The organism is Pseudomonas sp. C9 (assembly GCF_002000165.1).
GTDB lineage: Bacteria > Pseudomonadota > Gammaproteobacteria > Pseudomonadales > Pseudomonadaceae > Aquipseudomonas.
Window position 1 is genome coordinate 2580711 of record NZ_MPAK01000001.1, and the last position, 25330, is coordinate 2606040.

The 25330-nt window shown below is 59.1% G+C and carries 27 protein-coding genes; 14 read left to right on the forward strand and 13 right to left on the reverse strand.

The window, feature by feature from the left end:
* Position 1 precedes the first annotated feature (1 nt).
* On the reverse strand, positions 2–631 hold the full coding sequence (locus tag BMS17_RS12045) for a LysE family translocator (RefSeq protein WP_046030844.1): 630 nt from the start codon (positions 629–631) through the stop codon (positions 2–4).
* Positions 632–775: 144 nt separating this feature from the next.
* Here BMS17_RS12045 and BMS17_RS12050 point away from each other — a divergent pair, with 144 nt between their 5' ends.
* The gene (locus BMS17_RS12050) at positions 776–1249 is read left to right on the forward strand and encodes an Lrp/AsnC family transcriptional regulator (RefSeq protein ID WP_046030842.1); all 474 of its coding nucleotides are present in this window, start codon (positions 776–778) and stop codon (positions 1247–1249) included.
* Between the two features lie 133 nt (positions 1250–1382).
* Here the strand turns inward: BMS17_RS12050 and lpdA are convergent, their stop codons facing one another.
* Positions 1383–2783 carry a dihydrolipoyl dehydrogenase gene (gene lpdA, locus BMS17_RS12055; RefSeq protein ID WP_046030841.1) on the reverse strand — a complete coding sequence of 467 codons (1401 nt, stop codon included), beginning with the start codon at positions 2781–2783 and terminating at the stop codon, positions 1383–1385.
* A gap of 216 nt (positions 2784–2999) precedes the next feature.
* On the opposite strand from lpdA, the gene hflK (BMS17_RS12060) reads away from it, so the two are divergent.
* From hflK (BMS17_RS12060) to cfaB, 8 genes are all read left to right on the forward strand, one after another.
* Entirely contained in the window at positions 3000–4961 is a 1962-nt protein-coding gene (gene hflK, locus BMS17_RS12060; RefSeq protein ID WP_046031110.1) for a protease modulator HflK, read from the forward strand.
* Positions 4958–6004, forward strand: coding sequence for a protease modulator HflC (hflC, locus tag BMS17_RS12065; protein WP_046030840.1), 1047 nt, complete (start codon positions 4958–4960; stop codon positions 6002–6004). The genes hflK (BMS17_RS12060) and hflC overlap by 4 nt, the downstream gene beginning before the upstream one ends.
* Positions 6001–7059 carry a protease modulator HflK gene (gene hflK, locus BMS17_RS12070; protein WP_077430988.1) on the forward strand — a complete coding sequence of 353 codons (1059 nt, stop codon included), beginning with the start codon at positions 6001–6003 and terminating at the stop codon, positions 7057–7059. Before hflC ends, hflK (BMS17_RS12070) begins: the two co-directional genes overlap by 4 nt.
* Complete coding sequence (locus BMS17_RS12075) at positions 7056–8966, forward strand: cation-translocating P-type ATPase (RefSeq protein ID WP_077430989.1); 1911 nt, start codon at positions 7056–7058, stop codon at positions 8964–8966. The genes hflK (BMS17_RS12070) and BMS17_RS12075 overlap by 4 nt, the downstream gene beginning before the upstream one ends.
* 119 nt (positions 8967–9085) lie before the next feature.
* Positions 9086–9340: a membrane protein gene (locus tag BMS17_RS12080; protein ID WP_046030837.1), complete on the forward strand. Its 255-nt coding sequence runs from the start codon at positions 9086–9088 to the stop codon at positions 9338–9340.
* Between the two features lie 67 nt (positions 9341–9407).
* Positions 9408–10253, forward strand: a complete 846-nt coding sequence (locus tag BMS17_RS12085; protein WP_077430990.1) for a DUF692 domain-containing protein — start codon at positions 9408–9410, stop codon at positions 10251–10253.
* Positions 10244–11032, forward strand: coding sequence for a DNA-binding domain-containing protein (locus BMS17_RS12090; RefSeq protein WP_046030834.1), 789 nt, complete (start codon positions 10244–10246; stop codon positions 11030–11032). Before BMS17_RS12085 ends, BMS17_RS12090 begins: the two co-directional genes overlap by 10 nt.
* 84 nt (positions 11033–11116) lie before the next feature.
* Positions 11117–12304 carry a C17 cyclopropane fatty acid synthase CfaB gene (cfaB, locus tag BMS17_RS12095; RefSeq protein WP_046030833.1) on the forward strand — a complete coding sequence of 396 codons (1188 nt, stop codon included), beginning with the start codon at positions 11117–11119 and terminating at the stop codon, positions 12302–12304.
* Here the strand turns inward: cfaB and cls are convergent.
* Positions 12301–13740, reverse strand: a complete 1440-nt coding sequence (gene cls / locus BMS17_RS12100) for a cardiolipin synthase (protein WP_077430991.1) — start codon at positions 13738–13740, stop codon at positions 12301–12303. The two genes, cfaB and cls, sit on opposite strands and share 4 nt — an antisense overlap.
* A gap of 133 nt (positions 13741–13873) precedes the next feature.
* Here cls and BMS17_RS12105 point away from each other — a divergent pair, with 133 nt between their 5' ends.
* Positions 13874–14395 (forward strand): DUF3617 domain-containing protein, encoded by a 522-nt coding sequence (locus tag BMS17_RS12105; RefSeq protein WP_046030831.1) that lies wholly within the window; start codon positions 13874–13876, stop codon positions 14393–14395.
* Between the two features lie 24 nt (positions 14396–14419).
* Here BMS17_RS12105 and BMS17_RS12110 read toward each other — a convergent pair whose 3' ends face one another.
* The 7 genes from BMS17_RS12110 to BMS17_RS12140 all read right to left on the reverse strand — a co-directional run bounded on the left by BMS17_RS12110 (position 14420) and on the right by BMS17_RS12140 (position 19820).
* Complete coding sequence (locus BMS17_RS12110; RefSeq protein ID WP_046030830.1) at positions 14420–15316, reverse strand: His/Gly/Thr/Pro-type tRNA ligase C-terminal domain-containing protein; 897 nt, start codon at positions 15314–15316, stop codon at positions 14420–14422.
* Positions 15317–15473: 157 nt separating this feature from the next.
* Positions 15474–16034 carry a DapH/DapD/GlmU-related protein gene (locus BMS17_RS12115; protein WP_077430992.1) on the reverse strand — a complete coding sequence of 187 codons (561 nt, stop codon included), beginning with the start codon at positions 16032–16034 and terminating at the stop codon, positions 15474–15476.
* Complete coding sequence (locus BMS17_RS12120) at positions 16031–16906, reverse strand: metal ABC transporter substrate-binding protein (protein WP_046030828.1); 876 nt, start codon at positions 16904–16906, stop codon at positions 16031–16033. The genes BMS17_RS12115 and BMS17_RS12120 overlap by 4 nt, the downstream gene beginning before the upstream one ends.
* Positions 16907–16917: 11 nt before the next feature.
* A complete protein-coding gene (locus BMS17_RS12125; RefSeq protein WP_046030826.1) occupies positions 16918–17784 on the reverse strand; it encodes a metal ABC transporter permease in 867 nt (288 codons plus the stop codon).
* Positions 17784–18452, reverse strand: coding sequence for a metal ABC transporter ATP-binding protein (locus tag BMS17_RS12130; RefSeq protein ID WP_046030825.1), 669 nt, complete (start codon positions 18450–18452; stop codon positions 17784–17786). The genes BMS17_RS12125 and BMS17_RS12130 overlap by 1 nt, the downstream gene beginning before the upstream one ends.
* Positions 18449–19345, reverse strand: a complete 897-nt coding sequence (folE2, locus tag BMS17_RS12135; protein ID WP_046030824.1) for a GTP cyclohydrolase FolE2 — start codon at positions 19343–19345, stop codon at positions 18449–18451. Before folE2 ends, BMS17_RS12130 begins: the two co-directional genes overlap by 4 nt.
* A 97-nt stretch (positions 19346–19442) precedes the next feature.
* Entirely contained in the window at positions 19443–19820 is a 378-nt protein-coding gene (locus BMS17_RS12140; protein ID WP_077430993.1) for a glutamine synthetase, read from the reverse strand.
* A 143-nt stretch (positions 19821–19963) separates the two neighbouring features.
* Between BMS17_RS12140 and zigA the strand changes: the two genes are divergently transcribed.
* Together zigA and BMS17_RS12150 are read left to right on the forward strand one after the other, a co-directional pair.
* Positions 19964–21172, forward strand: a complete 1209-nt coding sequence (gene zigA / locus BMS17_RS12145) for a zinc metallochaperone GTPase ZigA (protein WP_046030818.1) — start codon at positions 19964–19966, stop codon at positions 21170–21172.
* Positions 21172–21822 (forward strand): DUF1826 domain-containing protein, encoded by a 651-nt coding sequence (locus BMS17_RS12150; protein ID WP_077430994.1) that lies wholly within the window; start codon positions 21172–21174, stop codon positions 21820–21822. The genes zigA and BMS17_RS12150 overlap by 1 nt, the downstream gene beginning before the upstream one ends.
* A gap of 4 nt (positions 21823–21826) precedes the next feature.
* On the opposite strand, the gene BMS17_RS12155 is transcribed toward BMS17_RS12150, so the two are convergent.
* Complete coding sequence (locus tag BMS17_RS12155) at positions 21827–22183, reverse strand: hypothetical protein (protein ID WP_046030815.1); 357 nt, start codon at positions 22181–22183, stop codon at positions 21827–21829.
* A 30-nt stretch (positions 22184–22213) separates the two neighbouring features.
* On the opposite strand from BMS17_RS12155, the gene BMS17_RS12160 reads away from it, so the two are divergent.
* On the forward strand, positions 22214–23179 hold the full coding sequence (locus BMS17_RS12160; RefSeq protein ID WP_077430995.1) for a GTP-binding protein: 966 nt from the start codon (positions 22214–22216) through the stop codon (positions 23177–23179).
* Positions 23180–23189: 10 nt separating this feature from the next.
* On the opposite strand, the gene BMS17_RS12165 is transcribed toward BMS17_RS12160, so the two are convergent.
* Positions 23190–23603, reverse strand: coding sequence for a DUF3301 domain-containing protein (locus BMS17_RS12165; protein ID WP_046030812.1), 414 nt, complete (start codon positions 23601–23603; stop codon positions 23190–23192).
* Positions 23604–23723: 120 nt separating this feature from the next.
* Between BMS17_RS12165 and pdxY the strand changes: the two genes are divergently transcribed.
* Complete coding sequence (pdxY, locus tag BMS17_RS12170) at positions 23724–24596, forward strand: pyridoxal kinase PdxY (protein WP_046030811.1); 873 nt, start codon at positions 23724–23726, stop codon at positions 24594–24596.
* A gap of 111 nt (positions 24597–24707) precedes the next feature.
* Here pdxY and BMS17_RS12175 read toward each other — a convergent pair whose 3' ends face one another.
* Positions 24708–25190, reverse strand: a complete 483-nt coding sequence (locus tag BMS17_RS12175; RefSeq protein WP_046030810.1) for an acyl-CoA thioesterase — start codon at positions 25188–25190, stop codon at positions 24708–24710.
* Positions 25191–25330: the final 140 nt, after the last annotated feature.

Genomic DNA, 25330 nt, shown 5'->3' on the forward strand with positions numbered 1-25330 from the left:
CTCAAGCCTGTTGCACAAAGGTCAGCCGCACCGCGAAGCCGATCAACAGGCTGCCAAACAGCCATTGCTGGAGCCGCTGGGCCGAAGGACTGCGTTGCAGCCAACGGCCCAGCGCCGCGCCGACCAGCGCATAAGCGCTGTCGAAGAGAAAGCCGACACAGACCAGCACCATGCCCAGGATCGCGAATTGCGTGAGGACTGATCCGGCGTGTGGATTGATGAACTGTGGCAGCAGCACCGAGCAGAACAGCAGCGCCTTGGGATTGAGCAGATTGGTGAGCAAGCCGCGCTGGATGGCATTCGACCAGCGTGTTTTCTGTGGCGTGGCGTCTTCGCCATTCAGGCTCGGCAGCATCGTGGTCCGCAGGCACTGAATACCAATCCACAGCAGGTACGCGGCCCCGGCCAGTCGCACCACATCGAAGGTCCACGGCGCGGCTTTGAACAACGCCGCCAGCCCCAACGCGGCCAATGCCACATGACAACCCCGAGCGATGCCCAGGCCTACTGCGGTGGCCAACGCAGCCCCTTTCCCCTGACGGGCGCCGGTTTGCAGCAGCAGGATCATGTCTGGCCCGGGTAACAAATACACCACGGCCAGCGCTATGAAAAACAGCCAGAGTCCTTCCACATTGCACCCCTTCGATGTCGATTTGGTAGGGCCAGTCTAGGCCGCAAGGGCAGGGCAGGTGGTTGCGTAGTCAGCTTCTAAAGCCAATGAATTTGGCATAACCTGCTGCTTTACGATGTACCAACCATCAGGATCTGCCAAATCATGAAACTGGATGCCTACGACCGCAAAATCCTCGCGGCCCTGCAACGGGACGGTCGACTGAGCAATGTGCAATTGGCAGAAGAAATCGGCTTGTCCGCCTCACCTTGCTTGCGGCGGGTGCGGATGCTGGAAGAGGCGGGTGTGATTCGGGGTTATCAGGCCAATCTGGATCGCGACGAGGTGGGGCTTGGGTTGACCGTGTTTGTCGGGGTCAAGGTGGAGCGCCACAACGACGAACAGGCTGAAGCTTTCCGTGTGGCCGTAACGGCGTTACCGGAAGTGATTTCGGCGTTTCTGGTGTCGGGAGAATCAGATTTTCTGCTGCAAGTGGTGGTGCCGGATTTGCGCGGGTACGACCGTTTTCTCACGGAGCGGCTGTTGAAGTTGCCGGGTGTGAGCGATATCCGCAGCAACTTCGCGATTCACACGGTGAAGACGCCGGGGGCGTTGCCGTTGGGGCATTTGCCGCTTTAGACCGAGTCGCCGCTATCGCGAGCAAGCTCCCACAATGATTTGCGGTGTAGTACAAATCGCGTGCCCACCCAAGAACCTGTGGGAGCGAGCTTGCTCGCGATAGCGGCAGACCCGACAACAAGAATTTTAAGGCCTACATCTGCGTCGCCATCCCCTCCACATTCATCGCCGCCTGGCGCAACGCCTCGGACCGGGTCGGATGCGGATGGCAGGTCAACGCAATGTCTTCAGCCGAGGCGCTGAATTCCATCGCCACGCAATACTCGCCAATCATTTCACTGACGCTGGGCCCCACCAGGTGGACGCCGAGGATTTCGTCGGTACGCTCATCGGCCAGCACTTTGGCGAAGCCTTCGGTCTCGTGGTTGATCTTGGCCCGGCTGTTGGCGGTAAACGGGAATTTACCGACCTTGTACGCGCGACCTTCGGCCTTGAGTTGCTCCTCGGTCATGCCGACGCTGGCCAGCTCCGGTTTGGTGTAGATCACGCTGGGAATCAGGTCGTAATTCACCTCACCTGCCTTGCCGACGATCTGTTCGATGCAGGCCATGGCTTCGTCTTCGGCCTTGTGGGCGAGCATCGGCCCAGACGTCACGTCGCCAATCACCCACACGCCAGCCGCTTCGGTACGGTGGCCCTGGTTGGCGAGCATGCCGCGTTTGTCGGTGGCGAGGCCGACATTTTCCAGCCCAAGGCCCTGGGTATAAGGCCGGCGACCGATAGACACCAGCACGTAATCAGCCTCCAGCAACTCAGGCGTGCCACCCGCCGCCGGTTCAATGCTGAGTTGAACGCCGGTAGTCGAGGACGCGGCGCTGGTGACTTTTGAACTTAACTTGAAGCTGATGCCTTGCTTACTTAACGAGCGCTGCAGGGTTTTGCCGGCCTCAACATCGACACCGGGACAGATGCGGTCGAGAAATTCGACGACCGTGACCTGAGCGCCCAGGCGTCGCCAAACAGAACCCAGCTCCAGGCCGATGACGCCGGCACCGATCACCACCAGATGTTTTGGCACTTCGGTCAGCGACAGCGCGCCGGTGGAGTCAAGGATACGTTTGTTGTCGATGTCGACGCCTGGAAGGGGAGTGGGCTCGGAGCCGGTGGCGATGATGATGTCTTTGGCACTCAGCTCGGTCTTGCTGCCCGCATTATCGGTCACCGTGACTTTGCCCGGCCCGTCGATGTGGCCCCAGCCCTTGATCCAGTCGACTTTGTTTTTGCGAAACAGAAACTCGATGCCTTTGGTCAGCCCGGTCACGCTTTCATCTTTTTGTTTCATCATCTGAGCGAGGTTGAGCGTGGGTTTGACCTCGATGCCCAGGTTGGCGAATTCCGAACCCATGGCCGCCTCGTAGAGTTCGGAGGCGTGCAACAACGCCTTGGACGGCATGCAGCCGACGTTCAGGCAGGTGCCGCCCAGGGTGGCGCGACCTTCGACGCACGCTGCTTTCAAACCCAGCTGGCCGGCTCGGATCGCTGCGTTATAACCGCCGGGGCCACCGCCCAGAATCACGACGTCGTAGCTGCTCATGGATGTACTCCTGAAGTGAAGGGATCGGGCTGATTGAAGGTAGTCTTTGATAAAAATTACGAACGTAATATGTGCGTTTCCGGCTGTTTCGGTCAAGGCTTCAGCTTGGCGACAGGTTCAGCGCCTTTAGATGTTGCGATTTACGACGAAAATTTCATGGTTTTCGTTATATCGTAACGAAATGTGATGTCCGCATTGAATAAACACTGGGGTGGTATGCAAGTCGATCTCGAAGTCGATGGGGCGCAGGTAGCAGGGCTGCCGCGCTTTCAGCAGGCGGTTTTTCAGGGGCGGCGATTACGACAATTCGCCATCGGCCTTGGTGCTCTTTCGGCGGCCGGGCTGGTGTTGGCATTATTTGTCGGATTGTTCGCGCCGCTGTCGCTGTGGGCGCCCTTGCTGGTGAACCAGAGTGCCGCGTTGCTGGTGCTGGTGGCGGGTTTGCAATCAGCGGGGTGGATAACCCGGTGGCGCGCAGAAGCCATGAACCCGACGCTGCCGGTGGTCATTGTCGCTGACGACACCGTTGCACCTGAAGGTTGGTATGAACGACTGCTGGAGCGACTCAGTCAGCGCTCGGTGCGAATGCTCGGTCAGATCGGCGCACCGACACTCTGGCTCGGCGCCTGGGCGCTGTTGGCGGCGTTCAGTGTGAGTCAGTTCTGGAACCTCGCGTTACCGCCCGCCGCTCTGGGTTTGTCCGCCAGCGTCGGCGCGGCGCTGGCCTTGCTGCTGGCGTTCGGTCTGCTGGTGGTTGAACGACAACTGGCCCAGGAAAACGTCGCCCAATGGCCGGAAGCAGGTGCACTGGCGCAATTGACTCGGGTCGCGATTATTTGCCTGGTGCTTGGTGCGTTGTGTCTGTTGTTTGCCAGCGAAGAGTCGATCTGGCCGGTGCGTTTGGCGGTGCTGATCGGTTTGTTGCCAGGCCTGGTCGCGGTCGAGTTGCTGCTGCGTGCGGTGTTGTCGCTGTTCAGCCCACAGCGTGAACAACTAGAGCCTGCATTGCTGGCCCGCAGTTTTGTCGCCGACATGCTGCGCTGGCCACCGCAGCCGCTCCTCGCCTTGCAGCACGAATTGCACAACCGCTTCGGTATCGACCTGCGACAAATCTGGGCGTTCACCTATATGCGCCGGGCGTTTTTTCCGGTGCTGGCAGTGGTTGCGATTGTCGGCTGGTCGCTCACTGGCATTCACGAAATACCGTTGCAGGGGCGGGGTATCTACGAGCGATTTGGCAAACCGGTGGCGGTGTTTGGCCCTGGTTTGCACGCCGGTTTACCGTGGCCGTTGGGTCGTGTGCTGAATGTCGAGAACGGCGTGGTTCACGAGTTGGCCACCAGCGTTGGCGAAGCCTCTGCCCCCGTCGTACTTGAACCAGCCGAAGGCCCCGCGCCGGCGATTGCCAATCGGCTGTGGGATGCCAGCCATGTGAATGACAAATCCCAAGTCATCGCCAGCAGCCGCGCCGACAAGCAGAGCTTCCAGATCGTCAACATGGACGTGCGCTTCGTCTATCGCATCGGCCTGACCGATCAAGCGGCGTTGGCGGCCACCTACAACAGTGCTGACGTGCCGACGCTGATTCGCAGCACCGCCAGCCGGATTCTGGTGCACGACTTCGCCTCGCGAACCCTTGATGGTTTGCTCGGCGAGGACAGGGTAGGTCTGGCTGATGAGATCGGTCGCGCGGTGCAGGCGGACTTGAACACGCTCGATAGCGGTGTGGAAATTCTCGCGACCGTGGTGGAAGCGATTCACCCACCGGCCGGCGCCGCCAACGCTTATCACGGCGTGCAGGCAGCGCAGATTGGTGCTCAAGCATTGATCTCACGAGAGCGCGGTGCTGCGGCGGAGGCGACCAATCAGGCGCAACTGCAAGCCAGCATTGCCCGCGATCAAGCGACCGCCAGCGCCCATGAAATCAATGCCACAGCGCAGGCGACGGACCTCAAGTTCAGCGCTGAACAGAAAGCCTATGCCAGTGCTGGCCAGGCCTTTGTGCTGGAGCAATACCTTGGCCAACTGACCCAAGGCCTGGCCAACGCCAAGCTGCTGATTCTTGATCATCGTCTGGGTGGCAGCAGTAATGCGCCGACCATCGACCTCCGTACTTTCACGCTGCCGGCCGATCCTGCGTCGCCGCGTACCAGCGCCCAACCAGGAGCTGCCCATTGAGCCAGTCGCATACACACGATCACGATGACCACGCCGGCCACGATCACAGCCATGGCGGACACGGGCATCATCACGGTCACCATCATCACCACCATGGCGATCCGCAAGAAGCCGGCCCTTTTCCATGGCGGCGCATGGGTTGGGCGGCGTTGCTCGTGGCATTTGCCATTGCCGCCGCGAGTCTTGTTCAAGTGCGCTCGGGGGAGGCGACAGTGATCACGCGCTTTGGTAATCCATCGCGGGTTCTACTGGAGCCGGGGCTTGGCTGGCGTTGGCCGGCACCTTTTGAGGCAGCCATACCCGTCGACTTGCGGCTGCGCACAACCTCCAGTGGTTTGCAGGATGTCGGTACCCGCGACGGTTTGCGCATTATCGTTCAGGCGTATGTGGCGTGGCAGGTGCAGGGCGACCCGGACAACGTGCAACGCTTTATGCGTGCGGTGCAGAACCAGCCGGATGAAGCGGCGCGACAGATTCGCACGTTTGTCGGCTCGGCACTGGAAACCACCGCCAGCAGTTTTGACTTGGCAAACCTGGTCAACACCGATGCCAATCAAGTTCACATTGCCGACTTTGAGGCGCAGCTGCGTCAGCAGATCGATCAGCAATTGCTCACCACTTATGGCGTGCGCGTGCTGCAAGTCGGCATCGAACGCCTGACCTTGCCCTCCGTCACTTTGACCGCCACGGTCGATCGCATGCGCGCCGAGCGTGAAACCATTGCGACGGAACGAACGGCCATCGGCAAACGTGAAGCGGCGCAAATTCGTTCCGCCGCTGAGCGTGATGCGCGAATCGTGCAAGCCGATGCGACGGTCAAAGCGGCTGACATCGAAGCTCAATCGCGTGTCGAGGCGGCGCAGATTTACGGCCGTGCTTATGCCGGCTCGCCGCAGTTGTACAACTTGCTGCGCTCACTCGACACCTTGGGCACCATTGTTTCGCCGGGTACAAAACTGATATTGCGCACAGATGCGGCGCCATTTCGGGTGTTGGTGGATGGACCGCCCGCTCTCGAAAACAAGTCCGGATCGCAGCCATGAAATTAGTTCCACGTGGAACACAGGCATTAAGCAGTCCCTGGATTCAGGCCGGGCGCTTGGCTTTTCTGGCGCTGTACGCCGTGACCGTTCTCGCGGCATTAGCGTGGGCGTTCTCGAACGTAAGGCAGATTGATCCACAGAATCGCGCAGTGGTTTTGCATTTCGGTGCACTGGATCGCATCCAGAACGCCGGGTTGCTATTGGCATGGCCGCGACCGTTTGAGCAGGTGGTTTTATTACCGGCCGCAGATCGGGTGATCGAACGTCGAGTGGGAAATCTGTTGCGCAGCGACGTCGCCTTGCAGGCTGATCGCGCGGCGACGTTTGCCACACCCATCAGTGATGCACTCGCCGGTTCCGGCTATTTACTGACGGGTGACGCCGGTGTGGTGCAACTCGATGTGCGAGTCTTCTACAAAGTCACCGAGCCCTATGCCTTCGTGCTGCAAGGTGAACATGTATTGCCAGCGCTGGATCGGTTGGTGACCCGAAGTGCCGTTGCCCTGACTGCGGCGCGAGACCTGGACACTATTCTGGTGGCGCGTCCTGAACTGATCGGCGCGGACAATCAGGCCGCCGAACGCCGTGAACGTCTGCGCGGCGATCTGGTGCAGAGCATCAATCAACGTCTGACCGAACTGGCGGCGACGGGGCAGGGGCTGGGTATCGAAGTCGCGCGTGTCGACGTGCAGTCGAGCTTGCCCGGTCCTGCGGTGAACGCTTTCAACGCGGTATTGACCGCGAGCCAGCAGGCCGACAAAGCGGTGGCGAACGCCCGCACCGAAGCCGAGAAGGCGACTCAGGCCGCCAACGAACAAGCAGATCGAACGCTGCAAGTGGCCCATGCCCAAGCCAGCGAACGGCTGGCGAAAGCGTCTGCCGACACCGCCACCGTATTGAGCCTGGCCAAGGCGCAGCAACAGGGCACCGATCCGCAAATGCTGCTGCGCATTTACCGTGAGCGGATGCCGAAAATTCTTGGTCAGGCCGGTTCCGTGACCACGGTTGATCCCAAAGACGATTCCCGCCTGATCATTCAGGGAGCTGCCCAATGACCGCGCCAACCGCCGCAGCACCGAGCATGTTGTCCTCGGCCGAACAACGCAGCGCTGCCCGCCAACTGACGCTGGCCATGCTCGCACTGGGCCTGCTCGGGCTCGGCCTGGTCTGGCGCTGGCTGTCGCCGGAGCAGACCGGTGTCAGTCAGTTACTGCTCGGTTTTGCCTCGCTTCTGGTGGCTGTGCCGGTGATGCGTTCGGCGTGGTACAGCCTGCGCTACCCGAGCTTGCACGGAATCACTGACCAGTTGATCGCGCTTGCCATGCTCGGCGCTTGGGCCACGGGAGATCTGCTGACGGCGGCGTTGTTGCCGATCATCATGATCTTCGGCCATGTGCTGGAAGAGCGCAGCGTGATCGGTTCTCAGGAAGCGATTCATGCTCTTGGCAAGCTGACCCGCAGTCATGCGCGCAAGGTTCAGGCCGATGGCTCGATCCTCGAAGTCGACAATCGCACACTCAAACCCGGGGACCTGGTCGAGGTGCGTGCCGGCGATCGCGTGCCGGCGGATGGTCGCGTGTTGTCCGGTCAGGCGAGTCTCGATACGGCTTCGATTACCGGTGAGTCAGTGCCGATGGAAGCCGGAGTTGGTATGCAGGTGTTTGGCGGGGCGATCAATCTCGATGGTCTGCTGCGCATTGAAGTGACCCGCACCGGCGACGAATCGACCTTGGGCAAAGTCATCGCGCTGATGCAAAGCGCCGAGCGCTCCAAGCCGCCAATTACTCGCTTGTTGGAGCGTTATGCCGGCAGCTACATGGTGCTGGTGTTGTTGCTGGCCGCGGTCACCTGGTTCGTGACCAATGATGCTCAGGCGATGCTTGCGGTGTTGGTCGCCGCGTGCCCTTGTGCGCTGGTGCTGTCGGCGCCGGCGACGGCAATTGCCGGCGTGGCGGTGGCTGCGCGCCACGGCATTCTGATTCGCAGTTCGGCTTTTCTTGAGGAACTGGCGGACCTGACGTCGCTGGTGGTCGACAAAACCGGCACGCTGACGTTCGGTACCTTGCGCTTGCAGTCGATCGACAGTCCGCTGGAAGACCGCAGCCATGTGCTCAAACTGGCCGCCAGCCTCGGTTCGGCCAGCAGTCATCCGGTCAGTCGTGCGCTCGCCGGGCTGGTCACGCAGGAGCACTTTCTGCTGCTGTCTGATATCCACGAGCGTCAGGGGTTGGGGGTGGTGGCAATGACCGAACAGGGCGAGGCCGCACTCGGTCGGCCCGAGTTGTTCGCGCAGTTGGGTATTGTGACGTCGGCGGTTCCTGAACACGACGGACCGATTGCCGGACTGGCGCTGGATGGTGAATTTCTCGCCTGGCTGTTGTTGGCCGACAGCGTCAAACCCGAGGCGCGATTTGCCTTGAGTGAGTTGCGTGAATTGGGCTTGGGTCGACAACTGCTGCTCACCGGGGATCGGCAGAGCGTTGCCCACACGTTGGCCCGCGATGTCGGCATCAGCGATGTCGAGGCCCAGGCGTTGCCTGAGGACAAATTGAATCGAGTGCTCAAGGAAATTGGCAGCGGCTTCCGGCCGATGGTGGTCGGGGACGGGATCAACGACTCCCTGGCGCTCAAGGCGGGTGTCGTGGGTGTGGCCATGGGCGCGGGCGGGGCCGACATTGCGTTGGCCTCGGCAGACATCGTGCTGATCGGCAGCGACCTGCGTCGGCTCGGCACCTGTGTGCGTTTGAGCCGCCAATGCCGCCAAACCTTGCAGGTCAATGTGATCATCGGTTTGGGCTGGACACTGGCGATTGTCGCATTCGCGGCGTTTGGCTGGCTTGGCGCGGCAGGGGCAATGATCGCGGCGTTGCTGCATAACTTGAGCACGTTGCTGGTGTTGGGCAACGCCGGACGTTTGCTGCGGTTCCAGGAGCCGTTACTCAAGCTCAAAGAAGACAGTTGAGTGAATCGAAAACTTTTTTGGATGCCTCTGTAACGCCATTGGGGGGGCGCTCTCTAGTGCTGTGTCGGGACTGAACAACATTCCAGCCGACAACCCTGACGATGACTGAGGATACAAAAATGAACTTCAAAACTGCTTCCACCGGTGCCGCTCTCGCTTTCGCTGCTGCGACTCTGTTTGCCGGTGTTGCGACGACGGCTCAGGCTGCCGACGCTGCTCAGGTTCACTGCTACGGCGTGACCTCGTGCAAAGGCATGAACGATTGCAAAACCGCGGAAAACGCCTGTAAGGGTCAGGCTGTTTGCAAAGGTCACGGCTTCAAGGCCATGACTCAGGCTCAGTGCATGAAGGAAGGTGGCAAGGTCGGCGAGTAACCGACTACCGTTTGGCGCCGCAGTGGCTTCCCCCAGCCACTGCGGCCATTTTGCGAGGAGCCCGCCAATGTCTGCATCCCTTCCTTGTCTGGGCTATGGCCTGGGTTTGCGCAGTGCTTACTACCAGGACATTCTTGATCAGTCGCCGGCCGTGGACTGGTTCGAAGTCGTCTCCGAAAATTTCATGGTGCAGGGCGGCAAAGCCCTCTATTACCTTGACGCCATCGCCGAGCGTTATCCGCTGGTGATGCATGGCGTATCGTTGTCCATCGGCGGGCCGCATGCCCTCGATCAGGGCTATCTGCAACAACTCAAGGTGTTGGCCGATCGGGTCAAACCGGCGTGGGTTTCCGATCACTTGTGCTGGAGCCGTGGCAACGCCCATCAGCTTCATGATTTGTTACCGCTGCCTTACACCGAAGAAAGCCTTTATTACGTCGCTGATCGGGTGCGCCAGGTACAAGACGTTTTGCAGCGGCCACTGGTGCTGGAAAATGTCTCCAGTTATGTGCGCAGCGCTGACGATGATTTCAGCGAGTGGGCGTTTCTCGAAGCGTTGAGCCGGTTGAGCGATTGCGAATTGTTGCTGGACGTCAACAATGTCTATGTCAGCTCACGCAATCATGGTTTCGACCCCTGGACCTTCATTCAAGGTTTGCCGGCAAACAAGGTTCGCCAACTGCATCTGGCGGGCCACAGCGACTACGGCGATTACGTCATCGACACCCATGACCATCCCGTCAGCGATCCGGTCTGGGCGTTTTATCAACGCACACTCGATTACCTCGGCCCGGTTGCCACGCTGCTGGAGCGCGATGACCATTTCCCGCCGTTTGAAGAACTGCTCAATGAATTGCAAAAAGCCCGGGAGTTGGGTGCGAGCGTGCTGAACCGGAGGCAGAAATGCGCCTGATCGATTGGCAACTGGCCTTTGAACGCTACCTGTTGGGAGCGCCGGTAGCGGCTGATGTCGCGTTTGGCTCCAGCCTTAAGGGTGGCCCGACGCTGGATGTCAGCACAGGGTTGGCGATTTATCACAATGCTTATCAGGCCCGGCTACAGGAAGTGCTGCGCGCAGACTTTCCCGCCATCCACGATTGGCTGGGTGACGATGAATTCGAACAACTCACCGCGGCTTACATCCGCCAGAATCCTTCGGATCATTACAACCTTCGTTGGCTCGGCAAAGGCTTCGAAATGTTTATTCGTCAGCATCTGGTGCCTGAACAGAGTGCGCCGCTGGCAGAGCTTGCAGCACTTGAGTGGGCCTTTACGCTGGCATTCGACGCGCCTCCCGGAACGCCCCTGACGATGCAGGACATGGCGCAACTGGCACCCCAAGACTGGCCGACGCTGCAAGTCAGCCCCAGTCCCTCGCTGCAATGGCTTGAGTGTGCCTTCAACAGTGTGGCGATCTGGCGATCGGTAAAGGATCAAGCGCAGTTTCCTGGCAGCACGCCACTCGACAGTTCCCACACGGTGGTGATTTGTCGAAATGATCTCGTTTGCCAGTATCGAAGCCTGGAGCCTGGAGAGGCCAATGCGCTAAAAGGCCTGTTTGAGCGTGAATGGAGTTTTGCTGAACTGTGCTCCGAATTGACAGTCATCTGTGGAGAGGGTGCGCCATTTCAAGCTGTGACCTGGCTCAAGCAGTGGGTTCACGACGGTTGGTTGCAGCGTCACAAATCATAGAAATTGGCTATTATTTCGATAGCCAGCTAATTTTCTAAGATGGTCTACCCTCACATCAGACGTCTGAAACAAGGGGGACTTTCCATGCTCGCGCAACTTCCACCGGCCTTACAGAATCTGCAGCTACCGCTACGCCTGCGACTCTGGGACGGCCATGAATTCAATCTGGGGCCGACGCCCAGCGTCACGATTGTGGTCAAGGACCCACAAATGGTTACCCAGTTCACCCACCCAAGCCTGGATGCGCTCGGTGCGGCATTTGTCGAGGGCAAGCTTGAGCTGGAAGGCTCCATCAGCGACGTCATCCGCGTCTGCGATGAATGGAGTCAGGCGTTGTTAAACGAGGACGATAGCAATCAACCGGTTCGTACCGTCCACGACAAGGAAACCGACGCCAAGGCCATCTCCTACCATTACGACCTCTCCAACGAGTTTTATCAGCTGTGGCTCGACAGCGACATGGCGTATTCCTGTGCGTATTTCGAGACCGGCAGTGAAACCCTGGAGCAGGCCCAACAGGCCAAGTTCAGGCACCTGTGCCGCAAGCTGCGGTTGCAGCCGGGCGAGTATTTGTTGGACGTCGGTTGCGGTTGGGGCGGACTGGCCCGGTATGCGGCGAGGGAGTTCGGTGCGAAGGTATTTGGCATTACGCTCAGCGAAAAACAACTGGCCCTGGCCCGTGAACGCGTTAAAGAGGAAGGTCTGGAGGATTTGGTCGAGCTGCAACTGCTCGACTATCGCGACCTGCCTCAAGACGGTCGCTTCGACAAAGTGGTCAGTGTCGGCATGTTCGAACACGTGGGCCACGCCAACCTGGCTGAATACTGCAAAACCTTGTTCGGCGCGGTGAAAGAGGGCGGCCTGGTGATGAACCATGGGATCACCGCCAAACACAACGACGGTCGTCCTGTGGGGCGCGGTGCTGGCGACTTCATTGGAAAATATGTATTCCCCAACGGCGAGTTGCCGCACCTGTCGATGATCTCTGCCGAGATCAGTGACGCGGGGCTGGAGATCGTCGATGTCGAAAGCCTGCGCCTGCATTACGCGCGTACCCTCGACCACTGGAGCGAGCGCCTCGAAGACAACCTTGAGGCGGCGTCCAGGCAAGTGCCGGAGCAAGCCTTGCGGATCTGGCGGCTGTACCTGGCAGGATGCGCTTATGCGTTTGCCCGGGGCTGGATCAACCTGCACCAGATCCTCGCGGTTAAAGCCCACCCCGATGGCAGCCACGAATTGCCATGGACGCGCGACGACATCTACAACCCTTAGAGAATCGGTGAGATAAGCCGGGCGACCCGCATGCCAATTTGTTGCAGGCGATGGGTCTCCCGGCTTTCTTCTTTGGCGATTTCGTGGGCCTGGGAAAAGTCGTCGTTGAGCATCTGTTCCACTTCGGCGGCAAAGGCGCTGTCGACCGTCAGCAACATCACTTCGAAATTGAGCCGGAACGAGCGGTTGTCCAGGTTGGCACTGCCGATGGCGCTGATTTCACTGTCGATCAACACCACTTTCTGATGCAGGAAACCAGGCTCATAGCGGAACACGCGTACACCGGCGCGTACGGCCTCGAAGGCGTAAAGGCTGGAGGCTGCGTAGACGATTCGGTGGTCTGGACGCGAGGGCAGCAGCAGTCGCACATCGACGCCTCGCAGCGCCGCAAGCCTGAGTGCCGCGAACACAGCTTCGTCGGGGATGAAATAGGGGCTGGTGATCCACACGCGCTCAGTTGCGGCATGAATAGCTTCGACGAAGAACAACGAACAGGTTTCGTAGGAATCTGCCGGGCCGCTCGCAAGCAATTGGCACAGAACACCGTCATCCGGATACACATCCGGCAAAATCAGTGGCGGTAGCGATCGTGCTGCCCAGAACCAGTCTTCGGCAAAAGACTCCTGCATACAGGCCACCACCGGTCCGCGCACTCGAACATGAGTGTCTCGCCATGGCGCCAGCGGAGGTTTCTCGCCCATGTATTCGTCGCCAACGTTATGCCCGCCCACGAACCCCAGCACCCCATCGACCACCACGATCTTGCGGTGGTTGCGGAAGTTGACCTGGAAGCGATTGAGCCAGCCACTGCGGGTGGCGAACGCCTTGACCTCGACGCCGCCGTCGCGCAACGCCTGCACATAGCTGTGGGGCAGGGAGTGGCTGCCAATACGGTCATACAGCAGGTAAATCGCGACGCCTTCGGCGGCTTTCTTCAAAAGAAGTTGGTGCAGGCGTTGGCCGAGACGATCATCGTGGATGATAAAGAACTGAATCAATACAGCTTCTTTTGCCTTGCTGATGGCCTCGAAAATTGAATCAAACGTGGCTTGGCCATTGATCAGTAAATGGACTTCGTTGTTCGCCAGGCAAGGCATTCGGCCCAGCTTTGGCATCGCCCGCAGCGACGCGTAGGCGTTGGAGGCGCGAGCGGTCAGCGCCTCTTCGACCCAAGGGCGCCAGTTGAGCTCGGAGATGGCTTTGCGCATTTCTTCGTTGGCCTGTCGCCGGGCCTTGATGTAACCATCGAACGTGCTGCTACCGAAAACCAGGTACGGAATAAGCGTGAGGTAGGGCATGAATACCAACGACAGGGCCCAGGCGATTGAACCCTGAGCGGTCCGGACGGTGAGTACGGCGTGTATCGCCGCAATCGTGCCCAGCGAGTGAAGCAGTGCAATGGTGTAGCCGAAAATGTGCGGTCCGAAGTAATCCATGGGGGGCAGCCCTGCTCCTGAAGATACAGTGCTTAACAGACCATGTTCCGTGCAGAATGTCGCTATTTAATTGGCCCATGAACCGAAGCCGAAGGCTGGCGTCTAACGGCCACTACTGATCAGGAGTTTGTCGATGAACGTTCGTCTGCTGGGTTTGGCCATGGCCATTGGTGTGTCACTTCCTGTGGTTGCTCAGGCGCAGATGCTGCAACCCGGGTTGTGGGAAATGACCACAAGCAACATGAAGGTCGATGACCAGAACCTGCCGGACTTGCAGCTGATCCTCGGTCAGTTGCAGAGCCAGATGACGCCGGAGCAACGTGCTCAACTCGAGAAGCAGGGCATCACCATGGGCGGCAAAGGGATTCGGGCTTGCCTGACCCCGGAGCAAGTGAAGACCGACAACATTCCACTGACCGACCCGCAATCGGGCTGCAAGCAGGAAATCACCGACCGCAGCGGTAACCAGTGGAAATTCCGTTTCAGCTGCCCCAAAGCGCAAGGTGCCGGTGTTGCCACGTTCCTCAGCGACCGTGAGTTCACGACCAAGGTCAACGGTACCTTCAATGCCACCGGTATCCAGCAAAAGGGCAGTCTCGAAAGTCGCGCCGTGTGGCTGGGGCAGGACTGCGGAACGGTCAAGCCTCGAGCCTGACACCTTTGCCAGTACAGCCGCTCCCTACATGATCGTGTGGGGGCGGACCCGATTCAGCCACTGACACGCAGCCTCAACATCCATCCTGCCCAGGTCCTCACCGGCACCGCTGCGCACACTGACGAATTCCCCTTCCTGTTCTTTCTCGCCCACGACCATCAGGTACGGCACTCTTTGACTGTGTTCGCGAATCTTGTGGCGGACCTTTTCATGCCGCAGATCCGCATGAGCATGCACACCGCTACGACGCAATGTCTCGGTCACCGACTGGGCATAACTCGCTTGGCGTTCAGCCATGCTGACAATGATGACAAGCGGAGGGGCTCGCCAGTTGTCCAGTTCCTGTTGGCAAGACCAACACGTGCCGTAGATTCGTTGCTCAGACGTTCCGCTAATGGAGTCGAGGGAGAAAGCCTGCAACACCTTCGTGGCTGGAACGTGCGGGCCAGTCGTCAACTGTTCGAAGTCCCCCAGGCGGTATAACGACAGTTGCTCTGTCGACTTCATTGTTCGTCGACGGATCGAGTGGTTGGTCGCCGCGAGTATCTGCATGCGAGCTTCGATCAGTGGCAGGTCGTCGCGGGTTAACGATTGCTCGAGGGTAAAACCGTAAAAGAATCCGTCCCCCAACGCCGATCCAGACTGCAGCTGCACATTGGGATGAAGCTGCTTGACCGCCATTGCCAGGATCAACGCGCAGGACCGCCGAAGGATTTCCAGGCCATCGGGTTCCTGAGGTGTGACGATGCTGACCCGCGCATCGCTCCTGATCATGTATTCACAATCCACCAACACACCCTCCACCCGACCGGCCACCGCCGCTTTCGCCAACCCGGGGCTGATACTGGCAGCGAGTTCGGACACGGACAGCGGTTGGTTGTATTCACGCAGTGAACCATCAGGCAGGCGGATTTGAATCATGGGTGATGCTCTCGAGTGCTTCTATTATTCGCGCTAACGCATTAACCGTAGAGAACTGCGCTGACGGGTCTTCGCTATGAGGGGTGGTTATCGGCAGGACTTCGTCTGCCATTAATTCCAACAAGGTGGATAGTGCGAATCAGCGCGCTGCTCATCGTCAGAACTCGTTTTGCAGCACTTTGTAACCGCGCACCAGATCGACATTGGTCCGGGCCACGTCCTCGGAAAACTCCGAGGCACTGACGCTGACCGGCGGGAATTGCGACAGGTCCGTGTTCGGTCCGATACGGGTAGTGGAGGGCACGTAGAACCCTTCGGGCAAATCGCGTCCGTCGACCACCGAGTTATGCCGCACCACGCAGCCATCGCCGACCACGCAGTTGAACAGCACACTGTTGAAACCGACGAACACTCGATCACCGACCGTGCAGGGGCCGTGGACAATGGAGCGGTGGGCGATCGAACTGAACTCGCCGATAGTGACTGCCGCGCCGGACTTGGAGTGAATCACCACGCCATCCTGAATGTTCGAGTTGGCGCCGATGGTGATCGGTTCCATTTCGCCAGCGGTGTCTACTTCGTCGGCGCGAATCACCGCGTAAGGGCCGACGAAAACGTTCTCGCCGATCACCACTTTGCCGCAGATGATTGCGGTCTTGTCCACATAGGCGGACTGCGCAATCAGCGGTAAATCACCTGAAGGGTTCTTGCGGATCATGGCTTGCTCAACGCCTCGTACAGAGTATTGAGGTTGTACTCGAACAGCCCGGCAAAGGTGCTGGCCGGCCCGGTGGCGGCGAGGGCATCGGAGTACAACGTGCCGCCGATGTGCGCGCCGCTTTCATCGGCAATCTGCTTCAGCAGGCGGGCGTCCTTGATATTTTCCATGAACACCGCTTTGACCTTGGCCTGACGAATCTGAGTGATCAGCGCGGCTACTTCGGCAGCTGAAGGTTCGCGTTCGGTGGACAGGCCCTGAGGTGCCATGAAGTCGATTCCGTAGGCCTGACCGAGATACCCGAAGGCGTCATGGGAGGTCACGATTTTGCGATTGCCCGGCGGCAGTGAACCGAGCTTGGCCTTGGCTTCGGCAAGCAGCGCGTAGATCTGTTTCAGGTACGCCTGGCTGTTACGTTGGTAGTCAGCCTTGTTCGCCGGATCCGCAGCGATCAGCGCCTTGGTGATGTTGGCGATGTACAGCTCGGTGTTCGCCAGGTTGTGCCAGGCGTGAGGGTCGGGAACGGTTTCGCCGTCTTCATCCAGGGCGCGCGGGATGACGCCGTGACTTGCGCTAATGATCGGCGCCTTGGTCTCGGTGCTGGTGACCAGGCGGTCCAGCCAGGGTTCGAAACCCAACCCGTTTTTGATGATCAGCTTGGCACTGAGCAACGCTTTGGCATCGTCCGGCGTCGGCTCGTAAGTGTGGGCATCGGCGTCGGGGCCGACCATGTTGGTGATCTGGATATGGTCGCCGCCGACCTGATGGGTCATGTCGGCGAGGATGCTGAAGCTGGTGACTACCTGAAGTTTTTCCGCAGCAGACAGTGACATCGATAGCATCAAACTGAACAGCACGAGTAGAGCGCGCATCGGAAAACACCTCATTGGGATGTGAGTACAGGAGGGCGGCGCAGCAGGCCATGCACCGGTCCGAACACCACGGACAGCAGATAGAGACCACCCGCGACCAATACGATGGCCGGGCCGCTGGGTAGCGAGTAGTAGAACGACAGCAGCAATCCAAGCCATACCGAGAGACAACCCAGCAACGCGGCGATACCCATCAAGACCGGCAAGCGACGGCTCCAGAAGCGCGACGCGGCGGCAGGCAACATCATCAAACCGACCACCATCAGCGCGCCGATGGCCTGGAAACCGATCACCAGATTCAACACCACGAGCATCAGGAACACGCCATGGGCCAGCGGTCCGAGTCGGCTGACGGTTTGCAGAAAGAGCGGATCGAGGGTGTCCAGCAACAGTGGTTTGTAGATGAGGGCCATGGCGAACAGGCTGAAGCCCGAGACCCACAACATGCCGGTCAGCGTCGGACCATCGACGGCCAGCGCGGAGCCAAATAGCAGGTGCAACAGGTCCAGGCGTTTGCCGGCGATTCCAAGAATCAGCACGCCACTGGCCAACGAGATCGGATAGATCGCGGCAAGGCTGGCGTCTTCTCGCAGGCCTGTGCGACGGGTGATCCATGCTGCCAGCCCGGCCATGGACAACCCAGCACCTAAACCGCCGATAGTCAGTGCCGGCAGGCTCAACCCGGCGAACCAGAAGCCGAGTGCGGCACCGGGCAAGATGCCGTGGGCGACTGCATCGCCGATCAGGCTCATGCGTCGCAAGATCAGAAACACCCCCAGCGGTGCCGTGCTGCCCGCCAGCAAGAGCCCGCCGAGCAGGGCCCGGCGCATGAACACAAACTCGTGGAACGGTTGCCAAAGTTGAGCGGTGGCGAGCATCAGGCCACCTGCGTTTGAGGTTGTTGGCGGATCAACTCGGTGCTCGATCCAAGCACGCAGCCAGTGTTTTTGATCAGCAGTGTCTGTGGAATGTGTTGGCGAACGGCGGCCAGGTCATGGCACACCACAACCAGGGTTCGACCTTGGGCGTGCCATTCGTGGATGTGTTTCCAGAGCAGCGACTGACCGAGTTCATCGAGTGCTGCGTGCGGCTCATCCAGCAACACCAGTGGCGTTTGTGCAAGGCTTAGTCGGGCGAGCAGGGCACGTTGCAGTTCCCCGCCCGACAATGCCATTAACGGGCGTTGTTCCAGACCGCTCAGGCACCAATCCTCCAGCACGGTATTGAGGCGTTGGCGGCGTAATTCAGGCGATAGCTTGATGCCCCAAAAACCGGTAGCCACCAACTCCTGGAGGCTGATGGGAAATTGCCGGTCCAAGTGTTGTTGCTGGGGGAGGAAGGAGAGGGCGCCCTTACGTGGAACATTGAGGATGACGTTGCCTGCCAGAGGTCTTTGCAGTCCGGCGATGACTTTCAGCAAGCTGCTTTTACCCGAGCCGTTGGCGCCGATGACGGCGGTCAGGCTTCCCTTCGGCAAATAGACATCCAGCGCAGGTGTGAGCGGTTGTCCGGGTGCGCCCCAACGCAATGCCTGACAGCGAATCATGCCGCCTCCCAGTTCCATCGGCTTTCGGCGACGGCATCGTGGGCATGAAGGCTTTCGGCATGGACCACGCGAATGTGAAATGCGTGAATGCCCGGGGAGCGTTTCAGGGCAAGGTTCAAACGTCGTGCAGCGTCCTCACAGAACATCAGGTTCTGACCATTGGCCAAGGCGAAGGCTTGTTCATCGGCGCGCTTTACCGCGGTTTGGACGGCAGTGCCGAGGGCTGCTTCGGCGTCATTGATGAGAGCGATCAGCGGCAGGTCATCCAGATAATCGTCGAGACGCAGGCGTAACTCCGCGTTGCTGCGTTGGCTATGGGGCGTCGCAACGATGCCTTTTGTGGAACCGAGCCATGCCAATACTTCGGCGTGTTGCAGCGACTTGTTGGCGAAATCATCGACGAATTGTTGCTGAATCAACTGCCGGGAAAGTGCGGCTGAACAGGGGCAGGTGGAGGAATAAGCAACGTCGATTTTTAGTTCCACGTGGAACATCGCGTTTTTCAGCCGCGCTTCGATGCTCACTGGATACGTTTTCCAGCCGGCCAATGGGCTGATCAACGCCGGCCTTTTTAGCAGTAGATCGCCATGAATTCTTAAGTACGCGCAAGTAGACAGTCCTTGGTGAGTGTCGAGAAAGCACTGCAAGACTCGTCGCAACAGTGCGGGGCTCAGGTCTTGCTGCTCGAGCATCTCCAGTGCCAGATACAACCGCGACATATGAATCCCGCGAGCTGCGCCATCATCGAGGCTCACGCCCGCGTCCACTTTCGCGCTTATGCGTTGGCCATCGAATACAACAGGAAGAGCAATGCCGCACATGCCTACCCAGTCGAGTGGCAGGGCTTGGCGAGAAGCTTGCGCGGCGATATCGGGCAAGGTCAGCGCATTCATGAGCAGGTCCGTCGAGGGGAATCGATTTTATATGTTATGTTATGTTATTACATAAAATTCGACTACGCCTTTTTCACGACGCTTGGTCACTTCAGGCCTAGCAACCGGTCATCCTGCTACAGGTGAATGTGGCGCTACTGCCTCCAGAACTGGAAAAGCGGTTGATCGTTGTCCAGCCAACCCGACGGTTGTAGCCAACCCAGGCTTCGCCGTCGGAAGCGATACCGGTGAAGAACGTCAGCTGCCCATAGCGACTGTTGGTCTGCGCCCAGTAGCGGTTGCCCGCCATTTCGAAGCCGCGCAGATAGATCGTGCTACCGACGGTGTTGACGCTGTACGCATTGCCATCGGCATCCACGCAGGCGAGCAGATTGGCGCTGCGTGTGCATTTAGCCAGGCTCGGAATCTGCGCCAGGACTTGTGTAGCAGCCATCAGCGAAACGCACATCAGCGCCAATCTCAGGGCGATACGCATAGGATTTCTCGGGGATTGAATGGGGTTCAGCATCGGACGCTTTGTCGTCACGAGCAATAGGAGGGTGGCTTGATTGCATTGTTATACTATAACATTAAATTAAGCCCGACACTGCGACCGGGCATCCCTGTGAGGAAACCCTGATGCCCAATCGACTTCCCGTGACCGTCCTGTCGGGCTTTCTCGGTGCCGGAAAAAGTACGCTGCTCAACTACGTGCTGCGTAATCGCGACAACCTGCGAGTCGCCGTCATCGTCAACGATATGAGTGAAATCAATATCGATGGCAGCGAAGTCCAGCGTGATGTCAGCCTAAATCGTGCGCAAGAGAAGCTCATTGAAATGAGCAACGGCTGCATTTGCTGCACCTTGCGCGAAGACTTGCTCGAAGAGGTCAGCAAGCTCGCCAAGGACGGGCGATTTGACTATCTGCTGATCGAATCCACCGGCATTTCCGAACCGCTGCCCGTGGCCGAAACGTTCACCTTTCGTGATGAACAAGGGCAAAGCCTGGCCGACATCGCGCGGCTCGACACCATGGTCACCGTGGTCGATGGCATGAATTTCTTGCTCGACTATCAAGCCGCCGAAAGCCTCGCCACCCGTGGAGAAACCCTGGGTGAGGAGGACGAGCGCTCGATCACCGACCTGTTGATCGAGCAGGTCGAGTTCGCTGACGTCATCCTGATCAGCAAAATCGATTTGATCAGCAGTCGTGAGCGCCAGGAGCTGATCGTGATTCTTCAGCGCCTCAATGCACAGGCGCAGATCATCCCGATGGTCATGGGTGAAGTTCCACTGCAGAGCATCCTCAACACCGGTCGCTTCGATTTCGAAAAAGCGGCTCAGGCGCCAGGCTGGTTGCAGGAGTTACGTGGCGAGCACGTGCCGGAAACCGAGGAATACGGGATCGCTTCGACCGCTTATCGAGCCCGTCGCCCCTTTCACCCGCAGCGTTTTTTCAGCTTCATCGACCGTCCATGGACGAATGGAAAGCTGCTGCGCTCCAAGGGTTTTTTCTGGCTGGCCAGCAAACCTTTGGACGCCGGCAGTTGGTCTCAGGCCGGCGGCTTGATGCGTCACGGTTTCGCCGGGCGCTGGTGGCGGTTTGTGCCGAAAACCCAGTGGCCGCAAGATGAAGAAAGCACCGCTGGAATCATGGAAAACTGGAGCGCCGCCACCGGCGATTGCCGCCAGGAACTGGTGTTCATCGGCCAAAACATCGACTTCGCACAACTCACCGCTGAACTAGACGATTGCCTGCTGACCGACGCGGAGATGGCTTTGGGAGCCGAGGGTTGGCGAGCGCTGCACGATCCGTTTGGTCCATGGCATGACGAGGCGGCTGCCTGATGCTGGCGCCGACTCTGAAGCGGCGTTCTGTCGTTCAACAAGTCCAGGGTGAAACGCCGAAAACGCTAACCCGAATTCTTGATGACGGGGTCAATCTAGCCACTTGGCAGCGTCAATTACCGGTACATATCGCCGATTTCGGCCACTTGCTGCTGTCGCAGAATCAGCCGCTGGCCGAATCACGGGTTCTGGAATTACTCGACGATGAGACTGAACCCGATCTGCGAGGATTAGCTTCAGGCTTCAGCGATCTGGAAGGGTATGGAGCGTTCGTCGCCGACGTGTCCTGGCTGGTCAGCGCGTTTGCCTGTTTGTTGGGCGCCAAGCGCATCGGCCTGCGTTTACGGGCACTGGACAAGGCCATGTGCCCGCGTTTCCACGTCGATCATGTGCCGGTGCGGTTAATCATTACGTATTCCGGCATCGGCAGTCAGTGGCTGCGAGAGGGTGTTATGGATCGTCGCCAATTGAGCCAACCTCAGGCTGAGCCTGTACAGGATTCGCTGATCGAGCAAATCGCCAGCGGGCATGTGGCGCTGTTTAAGGGCGAGAAGTGGCACGGCAACGAAGGTTTCGGCCTGATTCACCGCTCGCCGCAACCCGCATTGGGCGAGCGTCGTTTGATCCTGACCCTTGACTGGCTGAGCTGATGCCTCACGGCTTGAGCCAGTTTCCCTGGCTCTGTGTTTCGCAAAAAGGCTTCAGATACGCCGCATCGGTGGCCACGCCGTAATAGTGAATATCCTGACGGTAAGGCATATTGGCGACTTGGGCGTTGCTGCATACGCCGAAACTGCCACTGGGGCATTGGTCTACGTACTGCACGTCGACCTTCTGGCCCGGAAGGTTGGGCTGGCAGAAACCGTCGGCGAAGAGTTTTTCCGGGATGGTGCGGTTTTGCTGGCACACTTTTACGTCGAGTCTCTCAGCTGTGCTATGTACTACGCAGGCTTGAGCCAATGCTTCACCTGAACTGAGCGCCAGCAGTAACGACAATCCCATCAAACGCATCATTTACCTCCTCTTCAGAAAACGTCGACCATGTTGCAGAACATTCCCACTCATGTCATTGCAGGCCCTTTGGGTGCCGGCAAAACCAGCCTGATCAAGCACCTGCTGATGCAGCGGCCGCTCAATGAGCGTTGGGCGGTGTTGATCAACGAGTTCGGCCAGATTGGCCTGGATGCTGCGCTACTGACCTCGGATGCCGATGGTATCGCACTGGGTGAAGTGGCCGGCGGCTGTTTGTGCTGCGTCAATGGTGCACCGTTTCAGATCGGACTCGGGCGGTTGTTGCGCAAGGCGAAGCCGGATCGGTTGTTCATAGAACCCTCTGGCCTGGGACATCCGGCCCGGTTGCTTGAGCAGTTGAGTGAGGCTCCGTGGACCGGTGTACTGTCGGTACAGCGTTGCGTACTGGTGCTGGATGCCCAATCGCTCGCCGCCGGTAAACCGCTGCCTGCGGCGCAACAGGAGGCGTTAAACAGCGCCGGTTTGCTGTTGCTGAACAAGGCGGAAGGTCTCGACAACAATGATCGCCAGCGAATTACAGCGCAGTTACCTGCCCTTCCTCTGTACTGGACGCAGCAGGCGCAATTGCCGTTGAGCCAATTGCCCGGTCTCAAGGCCCAGGCTGTAGAGGGTGTGGATAACTTCGTTTTACCCAAGGGATTGGCGCAGATGCCGGCTATCTGGACTGATCCTGCGCTACCGATTTGTTTGAGTCAGGAACAGGCTGGGGGGTGGAGTATTGGTTGGCGTTGGCACCCTAGCCAGACGTTTGATAAGGCACTCATTGGCCAGTGGCTTGAGCGTTCTGCCTGGCGGCGGGCGAAGCTGGTTATCCACAGCATCGACGGGTGGGTATCGGCGAACGCCTTGGATAATTCGGCGCTGCAATGGCAGCCCAGCGAATGGCGCGGTGATTCGCGGATCGAGCTGATTTTCAGTGAGCAGCAAGATGTGGAAGTGCTGCAAAAAAACCTGAATGACTGCCGGGCGCGTTAAGGCCTTTGATTCAAGGACGCCACTTGGTGTGTTCCTGCCGCCATTGGCTCAACTCGATGACCTCTGCGCGCGGCTTCGCTACATCGACTACGACAGGCGTGTCATCGAACGGCATCGGATAGGGCGCCAATTCGATCTGCGCGCTATGGGCGCCGAATTGAGTGATGGTGCCGTTGTGACGGGTTTCGCCGGTCACGGTAAATTCGAAGTTATACACCCGGGCCAGGCGCCGACGGCCATTGGCGTCTTTGATGAACGCAATCTTTTTCAAGGCCACGTTGCCGTCCAGCAACTCGATGCCGAGCTTGGCACAATGCTGTTTGACCCGCTCCAGCGCACGCTCGCGCAGGCCGTGGTTGTGCCACAGCCACGCGCCACCGGTGGCGAGCAACATAAGCACGAAGATATTTCCGAGGGTCAGCATCAACAGGTTGCTCCAACTTGAGAGTGCCAGCTTAACTGCGTCGCCGGTCTGTCGTACAGGCTGTGTTTCGTCGCATACTGCGCGGCTCGAATTTCAATCGTTTTACGGAAAACTCACCGCATGAAACGTACGCCCCATCTGCTCGCCATTCAGTCCCACGTGGTGTTCGGCCACGCTGGCAACAGCGCCGCGGTTTTCCCGATGCAGCGGGTCGGGGTGAATGTCTGGCCGCTCAACACCGTGCAGTTCTCCAACCACACCCAGTACGGTCAGTGGGCCGGCGAAGTGTTGGCACCGCACCAGATTCCCGATCTGGTAGAAGGCATTGCCGCGATTGGCGAATTGGGTAATTGCGATGCCGTGCTGTCCGGCTACCTCGGCAGTGCGGCTCAGGGGCGGGCGATCCTGACCGGCGTGGCGCGCATCAAGTCGATGAATCCAAAAGCGCTGTATTTGTGCGATCCCGTGATGGGGCATCCCGAGAAAGGCTGCAGCGTACCGGCGGAAGTGAGCGATTTTCTACTGGAAGAGGCGGCCTCGGTGGCTGACTTCATGTGCCCGAACCAGTTGGAGTTGGACAGCTTTTCGGGGCGCAAACCGCAATCGTTGTTCGATTGCCTGGCCATGGCGCGAGCGCTGTTGGCGCGTGGGCCGAAGGCGATACTGGTCAAGCATCTGGACTATCCCGGCAAACCGGCGGATGGCTTCGAGATGTTGCTGGTGACAAACGAAGGCAGTTGGCACCTGCGCCGTCCATTGTTGGCGTTTCCGCGCCAGCCGGTGGGTGTGGGCGACCTGACTTCCGGGTTGTTCCTGGCGCGTGTGTTGTTGGGCGACAGTCTGGTTGCCGCCTTCGAATTCACAGCGGCGGCGGTGCATGAAGTGCTGCTGGAGACTCAGGCCTGTGCCAGCTATGAACTGGAACTGGTGCGGGCGCAGGACCGGATTGCGCATCCGCGAGTGCGTTTCGAAGCGGCAGCGATCAGCCTCTGATTCCGCGTTGACCTCATCGCGAGCAGGCTCACTCCCAGATTGAATGTGTGAACGACACAGATCAAATGTGGGAGCGTGCTCGCGATGGCTATCTAAAGCAGGTCACAGACCTCAGGCATCACCCTTGATTTCCTGATACCGCTTTTCCAGCTCCTGACGAATCTGCCGACGCTGCTGCGCCTGGATGTAGCGGCGTTTTTCTTCGCTGTTGTGCGGTTGCAGCGGCGGGACGGCTGCGGGCTTGCGGTTGTCATCCACCGCGACCATGGTGAAAAAGCAGCTATTGGTGTGGCGCACCGAGCGCTCGCGAATGTTCTCGGTCACCACCTTGATGCCCACCTCCATGGAAGTGTTGCCGGTGTAGTTGACCGAAGCCAGAAAGGTCACCAGTTCGCCGACATGAATCGGCTCGCGGAAAATCACCTGGTCCACTGACAGGGTCACCACGTACCGGCCGGCATAACGGCTGGCGCACGCGTAGGCCACTTCGTCGAGGTATTTGAGCAGGGTGCCTCCGTGGACATTGCCAGAGAAGTTGGCCATGTCGGGGGTCATCAATACCGTCATCGACAGTTGTGCGTTTCCGGGTTCCATAGCGCTCTCACGGTTCAAGGCAGAATTTCAGGGGCGCACCTCTGCGGGTGCCTTGTCAGCTTTTTCAAACCAACAGTTATCGGGACGCCGGGCAAGCGGCTGCCGTCACGCCAGCATCCATCTGTTTCCATATATTGCAC

What these genes read in the sequence shown, in the direction of transcription:
- BMS17_RS12050 (WP_046030842.1), top strand. Translation starts at nt 776, where the DNA reads ATGAAACTGGATGCCTACGACCGCAAAATCCTCGCGGCCCTGCAACGG.
- lpdA (WP_046030841.1), bottom strand. Translation starts at nt 2,783, where the DNA reads ATGAGCAGCTACGACGTCGTGATTCTGGGCGGTGGCCCCGGCGGTTAT.
- hflK (WP_046031110.1), top strand. Translation starts at nt 3,000, where the DNA reads ATGCAAGTCGATCTCGAAGTCGATGGGGCGCAGGTAGCAGGGCTGCCG.
- hflK (WP_077430988.1), top strand. Translation starts at nt 6,001, where the DNA reads ATGAAATTAGTTCCACGTGGAACACAGGCATTAAGCAGTCCCTGGATT.
- BMS17_RS12075 (WP_077430989.1), top strand. Translation starts at nt 7,056, where the DNA reads ATGACCGCGCCAACCGCCGCAGCACCGAGCATGTTGTCCTCGGCCGAA.
- BMS17_RS12080 (WP_046030837.1), top strand. Translation starts at nt 9,086, where the DNA reads ATGAACTTCAAAACTGCTTCCACCGGTGCCGCTCTCGCTTTCGCTGCT.
- BMS17_RS12085 (WP_077430990.1), top strand. Translation starts at nt 9,408, where the DNA reads ATGTCTGCATCCCTTCCTTGTCTGGGCTATGGCCTGGGTTTGCGCAGT.
- BMS17_RS12090 (WP_046030834.1), top strand. Translation starts at nt 10,244, where the DNA reads ATGCGCCTGATCGATTGGCAACTGGCCTTTGAACGCTACCTGTTGGGA.
- cfaB (WP_046030833.1), top strand. Translation starts at nt 11,117, where the DNA reads ATGCTCGCGCAACTTCCACCGGCCTTACAGAATCTGCAGCTACCGCTA.
- cls (WP_077430991.1), bottom strand. Translation starts at nt 13,740, where the DNA reads ATGGATTACTTCGGACCGCACATTTTCGGCTACACCATTGCACTGCTT.
- BMS17_RS12105 (WP_046030831.1), top strand. Translation starts at nt 13,874, where the DNA reads ATGAACGTTCGTCTGCTGGGTTTGGCCATGGCCATTGGTGTGTCACTT.
- BMS17_RS12110 (WP_046030830.1), bottom strand. Translation starts at nt 15,316, where the DNA reads ATGATTCAAATCCGCCTGCCTGATGGTTCACTGCGTGAATACAACCAA.
- BMS17_RS12115 (WP_077430992.1), bottom strand. Translation starts at nt 16,034, where the DNA reads ATGATCCGCAAGAACCCTTCAGGTGATTTACCGCTGATTGCGCAGTCC.
- BMS17_RS12120 (WP_046030828.1), bottom strand. Translation starts at nt 16,906, where the DNA reads ATGCGCGCTCTACTCGTGCTGTTCAGTTTGATGCTATCGATGTCACTG.
- BMS17_RS12125 (WP_046030826.1), bottom strand. Translation starts at nt 17,784, where the DNA reads ATGCTCGCCACCGCTCAACTTTGGCAACCGTTCCACGAGTTTGTGTTC.
- BMS17_RS12130 (WP_046030825.1), bottom strand. Translation starts at nt 18,452, where the DNA reads ATGATTCGCTGTCAGGCATTGCGTTGGGGCGCACCCGGACAACCGCTC.
- folE2 (WP_046030824.1), bottom strand. Translation starts at nt 19,345, where the DNA reads ATGAATGCGCTGACCTTGCCCGATATCGCCGCGCAAGCTTCTCGCCAA.
- BMS17_RS12140 (WP_077430993.1), bottom strand. Translation starts at nt 19,820, where the DNA reads ATGCGTATCGCCCTGAGATTGGCGCTGATGTGCGTTTCGCTGATGGCT.
- zigA (WP_046030818.1), top strand. Translation starts at nt 19,964, where the DNA reads ATGCCCAATCGACTTCCCGTGACCGTCCTGTCGGGCTTTCTCGGTGCC.
- BMS17_RS12150 (WP_077430994.1), top strand. Translation starts at nt 21,172, where the DNA reads ATGCTGGCGCCGACTCTGAAGCGGCGTTCTGTCGTTCAACAAGTCCAG.
- BMS17_RS12155 (WP_046030815.1), bottom strand. Translation starts at nt 22,183, where the DNA reads ATGCGTTTGATGGGATTGTCGTTACTGCTGGCGCTCAGTTCAGGTGAA.
- BMS17_RS12160 (WP_077430995.1), top strand. Translation starts at nt 22,214, where the DNA reads ATGTTGCAGAACATTCCCACTCATGTCATTGCAGGCCCTTTGGGTGCC.
- BMS17_RS12165 (WP_046030812.1), bottom strand. Translation starts at nt 23,603, where the DNA reads ATGCTGACCCTCGGAAATATCTTCGTGCTTATGTTGCTCGCCACCGGT.
- pdxY (WP_046030811.1), top strand. Translation starts at nt 23,724, where the DNA reads ATGAAACGTACGCCCCATCTGCTCGCCATTCAGTCCCACGTGGTGTTC.
- BMS17_RS12175 (WP_046030810.1), bottom strand. Translation starts at nt 25,190, where the DNA reads ATGGAACCCGGAAACGCACAACTGTCGATGACGGTATTGATGACCCCC.